The sequence below is a fragment of the Burkholderia sp. MS455 genome (genome assembly GCF_016899445.1).
GTDB classification, from domain to species: Bacteria; Pseudomonadota; Gammaproteobacteria; order Burkholderiales; family Burkholderiaceae; genus Burkholderia; species Burkholderia pyrrocinia_C.
In genome coordinates, this window is sequence record NZ_CP041778.1 from 409,863 (window position 1) to 426,600 (window position 16,738).

The 16,738-nt window shown below is 67.6% G+C and carries 19 protein-coding genes; 14 read left to right on the forward strand and 5 right to left on the reverse strand.

What is annotated here, in order from left to right:
* Positions 1-11 precede the first annotated feature (11 nt).
* Complete coding sequence (locus tag FPJ27_RS06300; RefSeq protein ID WP_204422351.1) at positions 12-203, forward strand: hypothetical protein; 192 nt, start codon at positions 12-14, stop codon at positions 201-203.
* A 97-nt stretch (positions 204-300) separates the two neighbouring features.
* Positions 301-897, forward strand: coding sequence for a pyridoxamine 5'-phosphate oxidase family protein (locus FPJ27_RS06305; RefSeq protein ID WP_204422352.1), 597 nt, complete (start codon positions 301-303; stop codon positions 895-897).
* A 26-nt stretch (positions 898-923) separates the two neighbouring features.
* Here the strand turns inward: FPJ27_RS06305 and gcvA are convergent, their stop codons facing one another.
* The gene (gcvA, locus tag FPJ27_RS06310; protein WP_204422353.1) at positions 924-1,817 is read right to left on the reverse strand and encodes a transcriptional regulator GcvA; all 894 of its coding nucleotides are present in this window, start codon (positions 1,815-1,817) and stop codon (positions 924-926) included.
* Between the two features lie 135 nt (positions 1,818-1,952).
* Here gcvA and FPJ27_RS06315 point away from each other — a divergent pair, with 135 nt between their 5' ends.
* The 12 genes from FPJ27_RS06315 to FPJ27_RS06370 all read left to right on the forward strand — a co-directional run bounded on the left by FPJ27_RS06315 (position 1,953) and on the right by FPJ27_RS06370 (position 14,158).
* On the forward strand, positions 1,953-2,657 hold the full coding sequence (locus FPJ27_RS06315) for an SDR family oxidoreductase (protein WP_072442285.1): 705 nt from the start codon (positions 1,953-1,955) through the stop codon (positions 2,655-2,657).
* 201 nt (positions 2,658-2,858) lie between these two features.
* Positions 2,859-4,136, forward strand: a complete 1,278-nt coding sequence (locus FPJ27_RS06320; RefSeq protein WP_204422354.1) for an epoxide hydrolase family protein — start codon at positions 2,859-2,861, stop codon at positions 4,134-4,136.
* A gap of 320 nt (positions 4,137-4,456) precedes the next feature.
* Positions 4,457-5,500 carry an alpha/beta hydrolase gene (locus FPJ27_RS06325; protein ID WP_072442282.1) on the forward strand — a complete coding sequence of 348 codons (1,044 nt, stop codon included), beginning with the start codon at positions 4,457-4,459 and terminating at the stop codon, positions 5,498-5,500.
* Complete coding sequence (locus tag FPJ27_RS06330) at positions 5,500-6,036, forward strand: cytochrome P460 family protein (protein ID WP_204422355.1); 537 nt, start codon at positions 5,500-5,502, stop codon at positions 6,034-6,036. Before FPJ27_RS06325 ends, FPJ27_RS06330 begins: the two co-directional genes overlap by 1 nt.
* Positions 6,037-6,314: 278 nt before the next feature.
* The gene (locus FPJ27_RS06335) at positions 6,315-6,641 is read left to right on the forward strand and encodes a DUF4148 domain-containing protein (protein ID WP_204422356.1); all 327 of its coding nucleotides are present in this window, start codon (positions 6,315-6,317) and stop codon (positions 6,639-6,641) included.
* An 88-nt stretch (positions 6,642-6,729) separates the two neighbouring features.
* Positions 6,730-7,521 (forward strand): alpha/beta hydrolase, encoded by a 792-nt coding sequence (locus FPJ27_RS06340; RefSeq protein WP_204422357.1) that lies wholly within the window; start codon positions 6,730-6,732, stop codon positions 7,519-7,521.
* Between the two features lie 74 nt (positions 7,522-7,595).
* Entirely contained in the window at positions 7,596-8,996 is a 1,401-nt protein-coding gene (locus tag FPJ27_RS06345) for an amidase family protein (RefSeq protein ID WP_204422358.1), read from the forward strand.
* A gap of 439 nt (positions 8,997-9,435) precedes the next feature.
* A complete protein-coding gene (locus FPJ27_RS06350) occupies positions 9,436-9,906 on the forward strand; it encodes a rhodanese-like domain-containing protein (RefSeq protein ID WP_204422359.1) in 471 nt (156 codons plus the stop codon).
* Between the two features lie 28 nt (positions 9,907-9,934).
* Complete coding sequence (gene epsC / locus FPJ27_RS06355) at positions 9,935-10,873, forward strand: serine O-acetyltransferase EpsC (protein WP_072442277.1); 939 nt, start codon at positions 9,935-9,937, stop codon at positions 10,871-10,873.
* 8 nt (positions 10,874-10,881) lie between these two features.
* On the forward strand, positions 10,882-11,103 hold the full coding sequence (locus tag FPJ27_RS06360) for a helix-turn-helix transcriptional regulator (RefSeq protein WP_034182019.1): 222 nt from the start codon (positions 10,882-10,884) through the stop codon (positions 11,101-11,103).
* A 135-nt stretch (positions 11,104-11,238) separates the two neighbouring features.
* On the forward strand, positions 11,239-12,171 hold the full coding sequence (locus FPJ27_RS06365; protein ID WP_006479760.1) for a family 2A encapsulin nanocompartment shell protein: 933 nt from the start codon (positions 11,239-11,241) through the stop codon (positions 12,169-12,171).
* Positions 12,146-14,158, forward strand: coding sequence for a family 2A encapsulin nanocompartment cargo protein cysteine desulfurase (locus tag FPJ27_RS06370; protein ID WP_204422360.1), 2,013 nt, complete (start codon positions 12,146-12,148; stop codon positions 14,156-14,158). Before FPJ27_RS06365 ends, FPJ27_RS06370 begins: the two co-directional genes overlap by 26 nt.
* A 64-nt stretch (positions 14,159-14,222) precedes the next feature.
* Here the strand turns inward: FPJ27_RS06370 and FPJ27_RS06375 are convergent, their stop codons facing one another.
* The 4 genes from FPJ27_RS06375 to FPJ27_RS06390 form a co-directional block, all read right to left on the reverse strand.
* A complete protein-coding gene (locus FPJ27_RS06375) occupies positions 14,223-15,116 on the reverse strand; it encodes an acetylglutamate kinase (protein WP_204422361.1) in 894 nt (297 codons plus the stop codon).
* A 48-nt stretch (positions 15,117-15,164) separates the two neighbouring features.
* Entirely contained in the window at positions 15,165-15,686 is a 522-nt protein-coding gene (locus tag FPJ27_RS06380) for a PTS sugar transporter subunit IIA (RefSeq protein ID WP_204422362.1), read from the reverse strand.
* A 139-nt stretch (positions 15,687-15,825) separates the two neighbouring features.
* Positions 15,826-16,044 carry a hypothetical protein gene (locus FPJ27_RS06385; protein ID WP_239483244.1) on the reverse strand — a complete coding sequence of 73 codons (219 nt, stop codon included), beginning with the start codon at positions 16,042-16,044 and terminating at the stop codon, positions 15,826-15,828.
* 58 nt (positions 16,045-16,102) lie between these two features.
* Complete coding sequence (locus FPJ27_RS06390; RefSeq protein ID WP_072442273.1) at positions 16,103-16,474, reverse strand: DUF6697 family protein; 372 nt, start codon at positions 16,472-16,474, stop codon at positions 16,103-16,105.
* Positions 16,475-16,738 lie beyond the last annotated feature (264 nt).

Consider the following 16,738-nt stretch of genomic DNA (forward strand, 5'->3'; position numbering starts at 1 on the left):
GAGACATGAACGTGACTATCACCGTCAACGAAACGGCATCGATGGACGCAGCGTCTGGCGCCGGCGATAGCCGGCCGGCAAAGCATCGCTCGTCGCAGATCAGCGCGGGGCCGCAGTATGTGGCCGACGTGCTCGGCCGGTTCGGCGCGGAGCCGGCGACCGATGCCGGCGATGCGGCGCCGGTCGTGCTCGGCTATAACTGAGCGGCACCAAGGCGGCGGCCGCATCGCACGCGAGCCGTGGCCGGAGCAAACGGTTAAGCTTGCGCGATCGAAACACGTCCGATCGCCGCCGCCCGTCATGTCCGACTCGACTTCCGAATCGCTCGCGCAAACGTACGACCGCCTGTGGTCCTGCCTCGAATCCGGCGTCGGCGTGCGGCGCTCGCCGTTCACGATGCTGCAGGCGGCAACGCTCGGCCTCGATGGCGCGCCGAAGGTGCGGACGATCGTGCTGCGCCAGGCGAGCCGTGCCGATCGCGTGCTGTCGTTTCATACCGATGCGCGTTCGCAGAAGGTCGCGGAGCTGCGGCGCGATCCGCGTATCGCGATTGTCGCGAGCGATCTCGATGCGCTCGTGCAGATTCGCGCGGAAGGCGTTGCGTCGATCTGCGACGACGAAGCGCAGCGGCGCGCGATCTGGCAATCGAGCCGCCCGCATACGCTGCTGTTGTATCGCGCACCGTTGCCGCCCGGCACGCCGGTCGAGTCGCCTGAAGCAGCGCATGTCTCGGCGAGGCAAGACACCGCGCCGTCCGGCGACGGCTACGAAAACTTTTGCGTGATCCACATGACGGTAACGCGGATCGATTGGCTCGAACTCGCGCGCGCGGGCCATCGCCGAGCGGTATTCGATCTGCAAGAAAGCGGCTACGAAGGCCGCTGGATCGCCCCCTGATCCGGGCGATGGCCGCTCAAGGCCACTCAAGGCCGCTCGTCCGCCACCGCCTGCCCGATCATCCAGTCGCGCATCATCGCGATCGCATCGTCGTCGCGGCGCTCGGCCGGATACACGAGATAGAACCCCACCGACAGCGGAAACGCGAAATCGAACGGCTTGCACAGCCGGCCTGCCGCGATATCGCGTTCGACCAAAGGATCGGTCGCGAGCGCGATGCCCTGGCCGGCGACGGCCGCATCGATCGCGAGCGACGTCTGGTTGAAGCGCAGCCCCTTGTGCGGATCGATATCGACCGGCTCGGGCATCGCTTCAATGAACTCGGGCCACAGGTCGTGCGCGTCGTGCAGCAGCACGTGGCCGGCGAGTGCGCGCGGCGACGCGGGCGCGGCCAGCAGCGCGGGGCTGCATACGGCGCACACATCGAGCGGGAACAGCGCATGCGCGGCGAGATGCTTGCCGAACGGCGGCTTGCCGTAGCGGATCGCGAGATCGACGCCGTCGTGGCGGAACGTCGCGAGCTGCTGGTCGGCGATCACGCGCACGTCGTAGTCGGGATGCGCGTCGGTGAACTGCGCGAGCCGCGGGATCAGCCACTTCGACGCGAACGACGGCGTCGTGCTGATCGTCAGCGCCGCGCGCCGCTTCACGAGCTTGTCGGTTGCATCGGCGATCGCGTTCAGCGCGCGCTGCACGTCGGAGAAATACGCGGCGCCGTCGTGCGTCAGCGCGAGGCCGCGCGGCAGGCGCTCGAACAGCTTCAGGCCGAGCACGTCCTCGAGGTGGCGCACCTGTTGCGCGACGGCGCCTTGCGTGACGCCGATCTCGTCGGCCGCGGCGCGGAAATTGAGGTGCCGCGCGGACACTTCGAACGCGCGAAGCGCATTCAGCGGCGGCAGGCGGGAAGGGCGGGGCAGCATTGTCAGGATGTAGAAAAACTATCGTCTGGAGGCAGAAATACTGGTTCGACAGTCGTCTGCGATGCGCCTACATTACCACCATGGCGTGCCGAATGGCGGCTGCGCGGCGGCAGGATTCAAGCGAGGGAGCAGATCGTGACTGTAGAAAAAGTGGCGTTGATCACGGCGGCGGGCAAGGGCATGGGCGCGGCGATCGCGCGTGAACTGGCAGCCACGGGTTACCGCGTCGCGCTGATGTCGCCGTCGGGCAGCGCGGTGGCGCTCGGCGAGGAACTGGGCGGGTTCGGCATCCAGGGCTCGGTGACGGAAGAAGCCGATATCGACCGGCTCGTGCAGGAGGCGGTCGCGCGCTACGGCCGGATCGACGCGGTCGTGAACAACACCGGGCATCCGCCGAAGGGCGAGCTGCTGGCGATCACCGACGACAACTGGCACGCAGGGCTCGACCTGATCCTGCTGAACGTCGTGCGCGTGATGCGCCGCGTGACGCCGATCTTCCAGAAACAGGGCGGCGGCGCGGTGGTCAACATCTCGAGCTTCGCGGCGGACGCGCCGGAGCAGCCGATGCCGGTGTCGTCGGCGCTGCGCGCGGCGCTGAGCGCATGGACGCGTCTCTACGCGGAACGCTATGCGGCCGAGAACATCCGGATGAACGCGGTGCTGCCGGGCTTCATCGACAGCTGGCCGGAAACGCCCGAGATCGTCGCGCGCATTCCGGCCGGCCGCTTCGGCAAGACCGGCGAGATCGCGAAGACGGTCGCGTTCCTGCTGTCGGACGGCGCGGGCTATATCACCGGGCAGAACATTCGCGTCGACGGCGCGATCGTCAACGCGCTCTGAGCATCGTACCGGCGAGCGGCGCGCGGGCCGCTCGCTCGGCGCGCAGCGGCTACAAACGCGTACAAATCAGACAAATCCCGGATACATCAGACCTTTCAAATGGGCGACGCCGCGTGACCAGGGCGCGCCGGATTGAAAGCCAGGGCGCGAGCGGGCGCGCGGCATGTTCACTTTCCACTTCACGAAAGGAGATGCCGAACGATGTCTTCCACACCGTTTTCCCCGATGCGTCGCCACCTGCTGGCCACTTCCGTGGCCGCCGGGGTATCGGCGATGCTACCCACCGCGCTGCATGCCGCGACCGGCGGCAGCGGCATACGCCCGTTCACCGCGCACATTCCCGATGAAGCCGTGGCCGACCTGCGCCGCCGCATTGCGGCGACGCGCTGGCCGGGCCGCGAGACCGTCGCCGACGAATCGCAGGGCGTGCGGCTCGCGCGCATGCAGGCGCTGCTGCGCTACTGGGGCAGCGACTACGACTGGCGCAAGGGCGAGGCGCGCCTGAACGGTTTCCCGATGTTCATCACGGAAATCGACGGGCTCGACATTCACTTCATCCACGTGCGCTCGCGGCACGCGAACGCGATGCCGATGATCATGACGCACGGCTGGCCCGGTTCGATCTTCGAGCTGCTGAAGGCGATCGGCCCGCTGACCGACCCGACCGCACACGGCGCGAGCGCGGACGATGCGTTTCACGTCGTCGTGCCGTCGTTGCCGGGCTTCGGGTTTTCGGGCCGGCCGACGCAGACGGGATGGGGTTCCGACCACATCGCGCGCGCGTGGGGCGAGCTGATGGCGCGGCTCGGCTATACGCGCTTCGTGTCGCAGGGCGGCGACTGCGGCTCGGTGATCTCGCACCGGATGGCGATGCAGCGCGTACAGGGCCTGGCCGGGATTCACGTGAACATGCCGGCGACGGTACCGCCGGACATCGCTGCGCTGCTCGCGACCGACTCGCCCGCGCCGGCTTCGCTGTCGCCGAAGGAGAGGGCCGCGTACGAGAAGCTCGCGACGTTCTATCGCGACAACTGCGGCTACTCGGCGATGATGGTCACGCGTCCGCAGACGGTCGGTTATGCGCTCGCCGATTCGCCGTCCGGTCAGGCCGCGTGGATGTACGACAAGATCTCGCAGTGGACGTACAGCGGCGGCGTGCCCGAACGCTCGATCCCGCGTGACGAGATTCTCGACGACATTTCGTTGTACTGGCTGACGAACACCGCGACGTCGGCCGCGCAGATCTACTGGGAGGATCATTCGAACAACTTCAATGCGGTGGATATCTCGCTGCCGGCGGCGATCACGGTGTTTCCGGGCGAGATCTACCAGGCGCCGCGCAGCTGGGCCGAGCGCAGTTATCGCAACCTGATCTACTTCAACGAAGTCGACAAGGGCGGGCATTTCGCGGCATGGGAGGAGCCGGAACTGTTTGCTCGCGAAGTGCGTGCCGGGTTCCGGCCGTTGCGGCGCGGGTAAGGGTGGGTTGAGCGGTGGGTGCGGGCTGGCTTGCTTGCGGCTCGCGCTTGTTTTCGTTCTGTCGACTGTGTCGAGCCGGGCCGATCAGCCGCGCGGCCTGCAGAAAACCGTCGTTTCCCCAACGTTTTTTGAATCGCTGTGTGTCGTGTTCGCACACAGATACGTTGCGATACAAAGCATCCCGATGGTTCGGATATAAAACCGGTGAAGCGTTTCACACGGCCGCGCGGTGCCATGCGCCGCCGCTGCGAACGGTGATACCGGAGCGCCTGCACGTGCCGCGGGCCCCTTCCTTGACGATCGACAATGGAGAACGAGTCATGCCTGATACCGTGAACACCCGCCGCCGCCTGATCCTGGGTACGGCGCTTGCGGGCCTGAGCCTCGCCGACCTCGGGTTCGGCAACCTTGCGCGCGCGCAGTCGGCGCCCGATGCATCGACGGCGAAGCGCGCGGCCGGCGTTGCGTCGCTGGGTACGATCCACCAGATCGACGCGGGCGTGCTCAACGTCGGGTATGCGGACCTCGGGCCGAAGAAGGGCCCGGTCGTGTTCCTGCTGCACGGCTGGCCGTACGACATCTACAGTTACGCGGAAGTCGCGCCGCTGCTGGTCGCGGCCGGCTATCGCGTGATCGTGCCGTACCTGCGCGGCTACGGGTCGACGACGTTCCGCTCGGCCGACACGGTGCGCAACGGCCAGCAGGCGGTGACGGCCGTCGACATCGTCGCGCTGATGGATGCGCTGAAGATCGACCGCGCGGTATTCGGCGGCTACGACTGGGGCGCGCGCACGGCCGACATCATCGCGGCGCTGTGGCCGCAGCGCGTGAAGGCGCTGGTGTCGGTGAGCGGCTACCTGATCGGCAGCCAGGAGGCGAACCGCAAGCCGCTGCCGCCGCAGGCCGAATTCCAGTGGTGGTATCAGTTCTATTTCACGACCGAGCGCGGCGAGCTCGGCTACGCGGCGAACCGCGACGCGTTCAACAAGCTGATCTGGCAGCTCGCGTCGCCGAAGTGGCAGTTCTCCGACGAAACCTATGCGCGCTCGGCCGCATCGTTCCAGAACCCCGACCACGTGGCCGTCGTGATCCACAACTATCGCTGGCGCCTCGGGCTCGCGAAGGGCGAAGCGCAATACGACGACATCGAGCGGCGTCTCGCCGCCGGGCCCGCGATTGCCGTGCCGACGATCACGATGGAAGGCGACGCGAACGGCGCGCCGCATCCGGATCCGGCCGCGTACGCGAAGAAATTCACGGGCAAGTACCAGCACCGGACGATCAACGGCGGCATCGGCCACAACCTGCCGCAGGAAGCGCCGCAGGCGTTTGCCGACGCGATCCTGCAAGTGGAGCATCTGTGATGCCGGCTCGCAGTGGCATCCGGCGTCGCGGCATGGGCCGCGCGCTCGTCGCGGGCGCGTTGCTGGCCGGCTCGCTGTCGGCGAGCGGTCCGGCCGCGTTCGCGGAACAGCCGAAACCGGCCGCGTCGCCGATCTACGGCGTGACGATCCCGCCCGGCTACCGGAAGTGGGAAATGGTCGCGCCGGCCGAAGAGGCCGCGCCGCTCGACGAGCTGCGCGTGGTGCTCGGCAACCCCGTCGCGATCCGCACGCTCGAACAGGCGACGCTGCCGTTTCCGGATGGCACGATCCTCGTGAAGCTCGCATACAAGCGCAAGCAGTCCGACGAGTTCGCGCCGGCGACGGTGCCGGGCCAGGCGACGACCGTGCAGGTGATGGTGAAGGATTCGCGTCGTTATGCGTCGACGGGCGGCTGGGGTTTCGGGCGCTTCATCAACGGTGTGCCGGCCGATATCGGCCAGCATCAGACGTGTTTCGCGTGTCACCAGGCGCTTGTGAAGAATCATGACTACGTGTTCACGCGGCTCGCGCCGTGACGTGACACGAAGCGACGGGTTTGACGGAAAGGCGTGCCGTGCGAGGCGCGCCTTTTTTTGTAGTGCGTGTGTGTCGGGGACCACTTCGGCAGGCGGGTTTGTATCGCACTGTATCTGCGAGCGTTCCGGAAAAAATGGCATGCAGAAAGCACCGGTTTCGGAAACATGCCGGATACGTGGGCGGGTTCTACTGTCGACATGCAGGAAACGTTCGATGCCCGACGTTCGCATCGGATGCCAAGTGATCGACACCCCAACTTCCGTCAAGGAGAACACTCATGAAAGCCGCCCGAATCCTCGCTGTTGTCGTCCTCGCCGCCGTCCCCGCCTTGTCGTTCGCCGATACCGGCCATGGCCTGTCGCGTGCCGACGTGCGCGCCGAACTCGTCCGGCTGGAACAGGCCGGCTACAACCCGGCACGCAGCGAACCGCATTACCCGGACGATGTCGCCGCCGCGCTGCAGGTCGCGCGTTCCGACCAGAACGGCCCGTCGAAGTCGCAGGGCGACAACGTGGCCGATGCGTCGATGCCCGCCAGCCATCGCGACGCGGCACCGGCGCGCGCCGCGCGGAACGCCGCCGACGACCTGTACGCGCATTCGTGATCCGTTGCCGCGCCTGCCGCATGCAGGCGCGGCCGCTACCGCGGCACTTCACTTCATGTAACAACACAACAGAGAAAGGAGCATGACGATGGCCGGTTCGATGAAACGGGTTCTGGTATCCGCCGCGGTGATCGGCGGACTGTTCGGTGCGGTCGCGGCGCAGGCCGCGCCGAAGGACGACCTGAAGGGCACGAATGTCGTGCTCGTGCACGGTGCGTTCGCCGACGGGTCGAGCTGGAACCGCGTGATTCCGCTGCTCGAGGCGCGCGGGCTGCACGTGGTGTCGGTGCAGAATCCGCTGAGCTCGCTCGCCGACGATGCGGCCGCAACGAAGCGTACGATCGACGAGCAGAAGGGGCCGGTCGTGCTGGTCGGTCATTCGTGGGCCGGCGTCGTGATCAGCGATGCGGGCAACGACGACAAGGTGAAGTCGCTCGTCTACGTCGCGGCATTCGCGCCCGACAACGGCCAGTCGATCGCCGACGTCACGCAAGGTCTGCCGGCACCGGCATGGGCCGGTGAACTGCGCAAGGACACGGGCGGCTTCGCGCGGCTGTCGGACAAGGCGATCGCGCAGGATTTCGCGCCGGACCTGCCGCCCGCGCAGCAGCGCATCGTTGCGGCGACGCAGGGGTCGTGGTACGGCGGTTGCATTTCGGAGAAGGTCGCGCAGGCCGCGTGGCATGCAAAGCCGTCGACGTTCGTCGTCGCGACGCAGGACCGGATGATCGATCCGAAGCTGCAGGAAGCGATGGCGAAGCGGATCGGCGCGACGGTCACGCGCGTGAACGGCAGCCATGTCGCGATGCTGAGCCAGCCGAAGGCCGTGGCCGACGCGATCATCGCGGCCGCGGAACGTGCGAAGCGGGACGCGCAGTAAGCGGATGAGGCGCCACGTTATCGTTGAAGCGTGGCGCCGCGAGTGATTGTGATGTCCTTCCACGAGGAGAAATCATGACGCAACTCTGGCAATTGTCGGCAACCGAACTCGCGAAACTTGTGCGGCAGCGCGAAGTGTCCGCGCGCGAAGTGGCGGACGCCGTGCTCGATCGTCTCGACGCGGTGAATCCGGCGATCAACGCGGTGATCGAACACCGGCCCGACGACGTGCGGCGGCAGGCCGACGAAGTCGATCGCGCGATTGCACGCGGCGACGATCCGGGCGCGCTCGCGGGCGTGCCCGTGACCGTGAAGATCAACATCGATCAGGCGGATTTCGCGACGACCAACGGCACGCGCGTGCAGGAGAACCTGATCGCGCGCATCGACAGCCCGGTGGTCGGCAACCTCAGAAAAGCCGGCGCGATCCTGCTCGGCCGCACCAATTCGCCGACGTTCGCGTTGCGCTGGTTCACGTCGAATCTTGTACACGGCCACACGCGCAATCCGCGCGATCCGGCGCTGACGCCGGGCGGGTCGAGCGGCGGCGCGGCAGCGGCCGTTGCCGCCGGGATCGGCCCGCTCGCACTCGGCACCGACATAGGCGGTTCGGTCCGTTATCCGGCCTATGCGTGCGGCGTGCACGGAATCCGGCCGTCGCTCGGGCGCGTGCCGGCGTTCAACGCATCGTCGCCCGAACGTGCGATCGGCGCGCAACTGATGTCATCGGCGGGGCCGATCGCACGCACGATCGACGATCTCGCGCTCGCGCTGCGTGCGTGCGCCGCGCCGGACCCGCGCGATCCGTGGCACGTACACGTGCCGTTCGACGGGCGCGACGTGCCGAAGCGTGCGGCGCTGTGCATGCATCCGGGCGACTTGCAGGTCGTGCCCGAAGTCGAGGCTGCGTTGCGCGATGCCGCGCGCCGGCTCGTCGATGCGGGCTGGACCGTCGACGAAATCGACGATACGCCGCCGATGCGCGAGGCCGCGCTGTTGCAGGAACAGCTTTGGCTCGGCGACGGTTTCGACGCATTGTCGAGCGCAGTCGCGAACGACGGCGATCCGGGCGCGGCGGCGGTGATCGCCGCGGTGCGCGGCAAGGTGCGCGACCTGCCGGCCGACGTGATCAGCCGCGCGCTGGTCCGGCGCACTACGCTGACGCGGCAGTGGCGGCAGTTTCTCGACGCGTATGCGGTCGTGCTGCTGCCCGTTTCGTCGGAACTGCCGTTCCCCGACGATCTCGACCGGCAGGGGCCGGACGGGTTCGAACGTGTGTGGGAGGCGCAGCTCACGCTGCGCGCGCTGCCCGCGATGGGGCTGCCGGGGCTGGCCGTGACGACGGCGCTCGTGAATGGCGTGCCGGTAGGCGTGCAGGTGGTCGCCGCGCATCATCGCGAGGATCTTTGTTTGCTCGCGGGGCGCGACATCGAAGCGCGCGGCGTACCGGTCGCGCCGGTCGATCCGGTGCAGTGATGGACTGACAGGCAAGCGAATGCATCGGCGATGCCGTTCGGCATCACGCCGATGCCTGTCGCCTGACGGTTGCATTTCTTCGAATCATCCACGCATGCGCGGCGACGCGTGCGCGCCATTTCGGATTCCATGACAACGCGCTCACGCCGCGTTGCTCGTCTCCCGCCGTTCCTTTCAAAGCCGTTCGATGCGTGACATCGAACGGTCGTCGTCCCGCATATCGTCCCGCATTTCCCGACCGCAAGCGAGCCCGAGCGCGATAGCGCGCGTCTGCTATTGCATTTCGCGCGCCGCTGATTAGGAAATGAATTTTTATTGGTTCTGCTTGCCCGGCCGCACTCGCATAGTGGCGCTGACGGCTATAGACAGCACGCAAGCTGCAACGGCCGCATTCCCGGTGTTTTTTGATCATACGAATCTGCGAAAACGAGGAAGTGTCATGACGGTTGCATTGGAAGAACGAACCGCTGCACAGCAGGCGCTCGAAGACGCACGTGCGGCGGCCGCGGCGGCCGGCACGCCCTACGCGGGCGGCGTCGCGCCGCAGGCCGCATGGGCGCTGTTCTCGGCCGGCGACGCGTTGCTGGTGGACGTGCGCACCGCCGAAGAACGGAAATTCGTCGGCCACGTGCCGGAGTCGCTGCATGTGCCGTGGGCGACCGGCACGAGCCTGACGCGCAACCCGCGCTTCGTGCGCGAACTGGAAGCGAAGACCGGCAAGGACGCGGTGGTGCTGCTCCTGTGCCGCAGCGGCAACCGGTCCGCGCAGGCGGCCGAGGCCGCGACGAAGGGCGGCTTCACGCAGGTATTCAACGTGCTCGAAGGGTTCGAAGGCGACCTCGACGAAGGGCGGCATCGCGGCGGCAGCAACGGCTGGCGCTTTCGCGGCCTGCCGTGGGCGCAGGACTGATTCACGGCCGACAAGGGGAGAAGTCAGCATGGCCGCATTCGACATCGACGATATCGTTCAATCGCTGCAGACCGTCCGCCGCGCGTGGCGCGAGAAACAGCGTCGCTCGCTCGAGCCGGGCGGGCGCGACCTGCCGGCGCGCGAGGCGCTCGCGCAGATCGTCGGCGCGCTGAAGGGCGTGCTGTTCCCTATGCGGCTCGGGCCGCCCGACCTGCGCCAGGAGAGCGAGAACTTCCATGTGGCCCATGCGCTCGACGCGGCGCTGAACGCGCTGCTCGCGCAGGTAACGCTCGAATTGCGCTACGCGGCGCGGCAGCGCAACGCCGACGGGCCGATCGACAACGTCGACGCGGTAGCGTCGACGGCCGTGCAGGCGTTCGCCGCGCGGCTGCCCGAGATTCGCCGGCTGCTCGACAGCGACGTGCTCGCTGCTTTTCACGGCGATCCGGCGGCCGGCAGCGTCGACGAAGTGCTGCTGTGCTACCCGGGCATCCTCGCGATGATTCACCACCGGCTCGCGCATGAGCTGTACGGGCTCGGCCTGCCGCTGCTCGCACGGATCATCGCCGAGCAGGCGCATGCGGAAACGGGCATCGACATTCATCCGGGCGCGCGCATCGGCGCGGGTTTCTTCATCGACCACGGCACGGGTGTCGTGATCGGCGAGACGGCAATCATCGGCGAGCGCGTACGCGTGTACCAGGCCGTCACGCTCGGTGCGAAGCGCTTTCCGCGCGATGCGGCCGGCCACCTGGAGAAAGGGCTTGCACGCCATCCGATCGTCGAGGACGACGTGGTGATCTACGCGGGCGCGACGATCCTCGGCCGCGTGACGATCGGGCGCGGCGCGGTGATCGGCGGCAACGTGTGGCTCACGCAGGACGTGCCGGCAGGCGCGAACGTCACGCAGGCCGTGCTGCGCAGCGAAGCGAACGCCGCGCCGCGCGCGGCGGCGCGTGTCGCCTAGGAGGCGCGATGAGCGACCTCATCCATCACTTCGGCGCCAACGTGCGCAGGCTGCGCGAAGCGCGCACGTGGTCGCAGGAGCAGCTTGCCGAGCATGCGGGGCTGAACCGCTCGTATGTCGGCGAGATCGAGCGCGGCGAGGCGATCGCGTCGATCGTCACGGCCGACAAGATCGCGCGCGCGTTCGACGTGTCGATCTCGATGCTGCTGCCGGGCGCGTACGTCACCTGAGGCTGCCCCGTTTCGTTTCCCTTTCGGTGCACGACATGACGGCTATAGCATGTTGAGCCGGCAGGTGCGTGCTTCCGATAATCCCCTCGCGTCATAAGCAATCCCGTTTTTCATCTTAAGAACCCGGAGCCACACATGTCGACCGTTGCAAGCGGCACGGCCGCGCTGAGCGATCACGCCGCCCGCCAACTAGCGAACGCTACCAAGACCGTCCCCCAGCTTTCCACGATCACGCCGCGCTGGCTGACCCATCTGCTGCAGTGGGTGCCGGTCGAGGCCGGCATCTACCGCTTGAACCAGGTGAAGAACCCGGAAGCCGTGCGTGCCGCATGCACGCAGCTCGAGGACGAAAGCGTGCTGCCGCAGACCTTCGTGCCGTACGAGGAACAACCGCGCGAATACTTCCTGAACGCGGTGAGCACGGTGCTCGACGTGCATACGCGGATCTCCGATCTTTACAGCAGTCCTCACGACCAGATCAAGGAACAGCTGCGCCTGACGATCGAGACGATCAAGGAGCTGCAGGAAAGCCAGCTGATCAACAACCCCGACTACGGGCTGCTGGCAAACGTGACCGACGAACAGCGGATTTTCCCGCTGACGGGCGCGCCGACGCCGGACGATCTCGACGAACTGCTGACGAAGGTGTGGAAGGAGCCCGCATTCTTCCTCACGCACCCGCTCGCGATTGCCGCGTTCGGCCGCGAATGCACGCGGCGCGGCGTGCCGCCGCCGACGGTCAGCCTGTTCGGCTCGCAGTTCCTCACGTGGCGCGGCATTCCGCTGATCCCGTCGGACAAGGTGCCGGTCGCGGACGGCAAGACCAAGATCCTGCTGCTGCGCGTCGGCGACAAGCGGCAGGGCGTCGTCGGCCTCTATCAGCCGGGCGTCGCGGGTGAGCAGGGGCCGGGCCTGTCGGTGCGCTTCATGGGGATCAACAACCAGGCGATCGCGTCGTACCTGATCTCGCTGTATTGCTCGCTCGCGGTCCATTCGCCGGATGCGCTGGCTGTCCTCGATGACGTCGAAATCGCCAAGTTCCATGACTATCCCGACACCTACCGTTAATCCCGGCCTGGCCGGCGGCGACGCGCACGCGCTGCCGCACGCGCCGCTGCCGGCCGGCTTGCCCGATCCCGCGACACTGGCGCGGCTTGCGTCCGAGTTCTTCTCGACACCGCCCGGGCAGGCCACCGCGCCCGGGCTGTCGGCGGGCAGCGGCGCGGTCGGCGGCGTGCCGTCGGCATTGCCGGCCGCCGCGCCGATCCTCGCGTCGGTGAGCAACCCGGCGCCGGCCGGCTCGCCGCTCGCGGGGCCCGGCGGCACCGGCACCGGCGTGCCGGGTTTCGCGTTGCCGCAGGGCAAGGCGCCCGGCACGAACCTCGCGCCGTCCGCGCCGACGCACGTGCTGTCGCTCGGCAACCGCGTGCCCGCGCTCGCGCCGCATGCGGCCGCGCAGAACGGGCTGCCGGACAACGTCGTGTCGATCGCGCCCGCGCTCGAGCCGCGCGTCGGCGGCGCGGCGCTCGGCGTGCCGCAGGGGAACGCAGCGGCATCGGAAGGCGCGGTGAAGGCAGCGCCGGCTGCGTCGCCGTACTACTTCACCGACGGTTCGCTGCAGGGCTGGCAGGCAACGCCGCAGGACATCGTCGTATCGTCGAGCGGCCTCGCGTCGCCGGAAGCGTTCGGGCTGCCGGGCGACGCTGCGCTGCGCGATCTGCTCGCCGTGCATCGCGACGTGCCTGTCTCGCGCGCATCGGGCACGGACGTGCCGCGCTACTTCATCGACGATACTCATGCGGTCGAGCCGCAAGGCAACCTGCATCGCGGCGCGCACCCGCCGTTCGACGTGAACGCGATTCGCCGCGATTTCCCGATCCTGCAGGAGCGCGTGAACGGCAAGCAGTTGATCTGGTTCGACAACGCGGCGACCACGCACAAGCCGCAGGCCGTGATCGACCGCCTCGCGCATTTCTACGCACACGAGAACTCGAACATCCACCGTGCCGCGCATGCGCTGGCCGGTCGCGCGACGGATGCTTACGAGCATGCGCGGGACACCGTGCGGCGCTTCATCGGTGCATCGTCGCCCGACGAGATCGTGTTCGTGCGCGGCACGACCGAGGCGATCAACCTGATCGCGAAGACGTGGGGCGTGCAGAACGTCGGCGAAGACGACGAGATCGTCGTGTCGCATCTCGAGCATCACGCGAACATCGTGCCGTGGCAGCAGCTTGCCGCGCAAAAGGGCGCGAAGCTGCGCGTGATTCCGGTCGACGATTCGGGGCAGGTGCTGCTCGACGAATACCGGAAGCTGCTCAACGACCGCACGAAGATCGTGTCCGTCACGCAGGTGTCGAACGCGCTCGGCACGGTCGTGCCGGTGAAGGAGATCGTCGAGCTCGCGCATCGCGCGGGTGCGAAGGCGCTCGTCGACGGCGCGCAGTCGATCTCGCACATGCGCGTCGACGTGCAGGCGCTCGATGCGGATTTCTTCGTGTTCTCCGGACACAAGATCTACGGGCCGACCGGGATCGGCGTCGTGTACGGCAAGCGCGCGATCCTCGACGACATGCCGCCGTGGCAGGGCGGCGGCAACATGATCGCGGACGTGACGTTCGAGCGTACGGTGTTCCAGCCGCCGCCGAACCGCTTCGAAGCCGGTACCGGCAACATCGCGGATGCGGTCGGGCTCGGCGCGGCGCTCGACTACGTGAACCGTGTCGGCATCGAGAACATCGCGCGCTATGAGCACGACCTGCTCGCGTATGCGACGAGCGTGCTCGCGCCGGTGCCGGGCGTGCGGCTCGTCGGCACCGCGCGCGACAAGGCGAGCGTGCTGTCGTTCGTGCTGAAGGGCTATGAGACCGAGGAAGTCGGGCAGGCGCTGAACGAAGAGGGCATCGCGGTGCGCTCGGGGCATCACTGCGCGCAGCCGATCCTGCGGCGTTTCGGGCTCGAGGCGACGGTGCGGCCGTCGCTCGCGTTCTACAACACGTGCGATGAGGTCGATGCGCTCGTCCGTGTGGTGCGGCGTCTCGCGACACGGCGCTGACCGCTGACGTCGTTCGCTTGCGGCGGCCCTCGTGGGTTGCCGCAAGCGATTTCCTGCTAGCCGATCAGAAACGCACGACCTGCTTCTGCTCGACGCTGAAGCCGTCGCGCAGCACGCACGCGGAATCGGCGAAGTAGCGGCGCGTTTCCGACAGCAGGTCGGTACTGCCGCGACGGCAGAACACCACGCCCGACCCTTCCTCGGTCAGCAGTTCGTCGATCAGCGATTCGGGTTGCCCGATATCGGCGAGATGGACGTTCTGCACGCCGTGCGCGAGCGCATCGAGTGCCTCCCGTACGCAGGGCGCCGCATCGGCTGCCGGATGCTCGGCGAGCCATTGCTCGAGTTCCGTGATGCCGTACAGCCCCGCGAGTTCGCCGAGTTCGCGCAGCAGCGCACTTTCGACCATCATCACCAGCGTGACGGCGCCCGTGCGCTGCGCGAAGAGGCTGCCGACCCGTTCCGGGCGCAGCAGGCGATCCTGGCCTGTGTCGTCCGGCGCGACGGGCATCACGACGGGCACCAGCCCGTTCCCGAGAAACGCGTTCAACGCGGTGCCGTCGAATTGCGCGACCGGGCTCGTGTTCGCGCGATCGGATTCGGCGCCGGCGACCAGCAGGCCGCCGTCGTGACCGTCGATGCCGATTGCCTTGACGCCGTGACTGCCGATCGCGCGCACCAGCTCGTGGTTGATGTCGGCCATCGCGGCGCGTGCGGCCTGGACGGACTGCGCGCCGGACGCGGCCGGCCCGCCCTGGACGACGACAGGACGAATGCCGGTGAGCGCGAGCAGCGCGACGTCCTGCGCGAACGCGTGGCGAAAGCGCGCATCGCGCGCGGCACCGCCATCGACGATGACGACGGTCTGCCCGTGCAGGGCCTGCATGAACGGCAGCGAGCGAGCCAAGCCGGCCACGCGCCGCGACGTAAGAGCGGGACTTTCAGGGTCTGGGAACATGGGAATCCGAAAGAATGAGGGAAGTGCCTGTCGCCGCACGACGCGGCGTCAGTGCGTGCGTTGCATGAGCCGGTGAATCTCGCCGGGCGTCAGCGCGTCGCGCGACGCCTGCCGGAACGGGCGTTCGCTGAAGCACCGCGCCGCGTCGGCGAGCAGTTCGAGGTGTGCGCGGTCGTCCTCTTTCGGCAGGACCAGCACGATGAATTCGCGCACGGGCTTGCGGTCCGGCGCATTGAACGTGAACGGGACCAGCGCGCGAACGAACAGCGCGACGGCCGAGCCGAGCCCGTCGACACGCGCATGCGGAATCGCGACGCCCTGGCCGAGGCCGGTCGAACCGAGCCGTTCGCGCCTCGCCAGTTCGGTCCGGATCCGTTCCGCGGAAACTCCGCTGCTGCGCGCGACGTATCGCGCGGCGAGGTCGAACAACTGGATCGCGCTTTCGACCGGCACGTCGAGCAGGATGTTGTCCGGCGGACAGGCATCCGCCAGCCGGGCCGCGAGCTGCAAGCCGCCGCGTCGATGGGGAAGGTCGGGTTGGCCGCCGACGGCGGCCTGCTGCGTTTGCATGCGGATCTCTCCGTGTCGTGATGACAGGGAAATCCTAGACACATCCGCGTAAAGACGGTGTCAGATACGCGGGGGCCCGGTATTAAAATTTCGTATCGATTGCGGCGCGGCTCTCGACGCGCGCCCGATGCGGACGTCTTCACGTGCCTGACAGGACGAACGGCAGCGTCGTCAGCAGAAAGACCGAAATACCGACGACCGGCGCGCCGAACGCGATCGCCGCGAACGCCACCGCGGCGCTGGTCAGCACGAGCGCTCTCGACCGGCGGCGGTGCCGGTCATGCGCAGTTGCCTTGTCTTCGCGGACGGCATCGGCCCGCGTGCCGATAACGTGTTTCCAGAACGTCAAGCCAAGCATGATTGCTCCTGTTTGAAAGACGACAGAGACGGGGCGCGCGATGCGCCGTAAAAACGTGTCAGCAGCGCCTGAGCTTCAGCACGCGCGAGATCTGCCCGGACGTGAAGCCGCTGTTGCGCACGTAAGGCGCGCAGTCGAGCGGCGCGGTGAGCGATTCGCTGACGACGTACTGGCCGACGAAGCGGAACGCATCCGTTTCCATCTTGATGAACACCGGAATCGCATCGCGCTGCGCGGCGAGCGTCCTGCCGGCCGCACGCGCGGACGCGCTGCCGTCGCAGAGGATCACGTCGGGTGCGTGCGGGTTGAGGTCCGTGCGCAGGCACGCGGCCACGACCTTGCCGTTCTTCGTCGGCAGGAATGCCTGTTTGCTGCCGCCGCATGCGGTGTGGATGAATTCGCGGGTGTACTGCTTGTCGATCTCGAACATGTCCGGGCTCCGGTATCGGAAATTTCCGTGAATGAACTCAGGTATGCAAAATTATTTGACCGGATCGGCATGCGGGACGCGGGCAAGCGATCGGTCATCGCTTTGGCGGCGGATCGATGGCGCGTCGTTGCAGGGGGATTCGTCGCGAGCACGCCTGAGCGTACGATGCGCGATTGCCGCATCGACGTCGTATTCAAGCGTGCGCGGATGTGACTACGGCGCGCACCGTCCGCCTGTCGGCAGGACGGTGGCTCGGGAAAGAGA

Bases quoted from the DNA above. Each gene is read 5' to 3' on its own strand.
- FPJ27_RS06305 (WP_204422352.1), top strand. From the start codon at position 301: ATGTCCGACTCGACTTCCGAATCGCTCGCGCAAACGTACGACCGCCTG.
- gcvA (WP_204422353.1), bottom strand. From the start codon at position 1,817: ATGCTGCCCCGCCCTTCCCGCCTGCCGCCGCTGAATGCGCTTCGCGCG.
- FPJ27_RS06320 (WP_204422354.1), top strand. From the start codon at position 2,859: ATGTCTTCCACACCGTTTTCCCCGATGCGTCGCCACCTGCTGGCCACT.
- FPJ27_RS06325 (WP_072442282.1), top strand. From the start codon at position 4,457: ATGCCTGATACCGTGAACACCCGCCGCCGCCTGATCCTGGGTACGGCG.
- FPJ27_RS06330 (WP_204422355.1), top strand. From the start codon at position 5,500: ATGCCGGCTCGCAGTGGCATCCGGCGTCGCGGCATGGGCCGCGCGCTC.
- FPJ27_RS06335 (WP_204422356.1), top strand. From the start codon at position 6,315: ATGAAAGCCGCCCGAATCCTCGCTGTTGTCGTCCTCGCCGCCGTCCCC.
- FPJ27_RS06340 (WP_204422357.1), top strand. From the start codon at position 6,730: ATGGCCGGTTCGATGAAACGGGTTCTGGTATCCGCCGCGGTGATCGGC.
- FPJ27_RS06345 (WP_204422358.1), top strand. From the start codon at position 7,596: ATGACGCAACTCTGGCAATTGTCGGCAACCGAACTCGCGAAACTTGTG.
- FPJ27_RS06350 (WP_204422359.1), top strand. From the start codon at position 9,436: ATGACGGTTGCATTGGAAGAACGAACCGCTGCACAGCAGGCGCTCGAA.
- epsC (WP_072442277.1), top strand. From the start codon at position 9,935: ATGGCCGCATTCGACATCGACGATATCGTTCAATCGCTGCAGACCGTC.
- FPJ27_RS06360 (WP_034182019.1), top strand. From the start codon at position 10,882: ATGAGCGACCTCATCCATCACTTCGGCGCCAACGTGCGCAGGCTGCGC.
- FPJ27_RS06365 (WP_006479760.1), top strand. From the start codon at position 11,239: ATGTCGACCGTTGCAAGCGGCACGGCCGCGCTGAGCGATCACGCCGCC.
- FPJ27_RS06370 (WP_204422360.1), top strand. From the start codon at position 12,146: ATGACTATCCCGACACCTACCGTTAATCCCGGCCTGGCCGGCGGCGAC.
- FPJ27_RS06375 (WP_204422361.1), bottom strand. From the start codon at position 15,116: ATGTTCCCAGACCCTGAAAGTCCCGCTCTTACGTCGCGGCGCGTGGCC.
- FPJ27_RS06380 (WP_204422362.1), bottom strand. From the start codon at position 15,686: ATGCAAACGCAGCAGGCCGCCGTCGGCGGCCAACCCGACCTTCCCCAT.
- FPJ27_RS06385 (WP_239483244.1), bottom strand. From the start codon at position 16,044: ATGCTTGGCTTGACGTTCTGGAAACACGTTATCGGCACGCGGGCCGAT.
- FPJ27_RS06390 (WP_072442273.1), bottom strand. From the start codon at position 16,474: ATGTTCGAGATCGACAAGCAGTACACCCGCGAATTCATCCACACCGCA.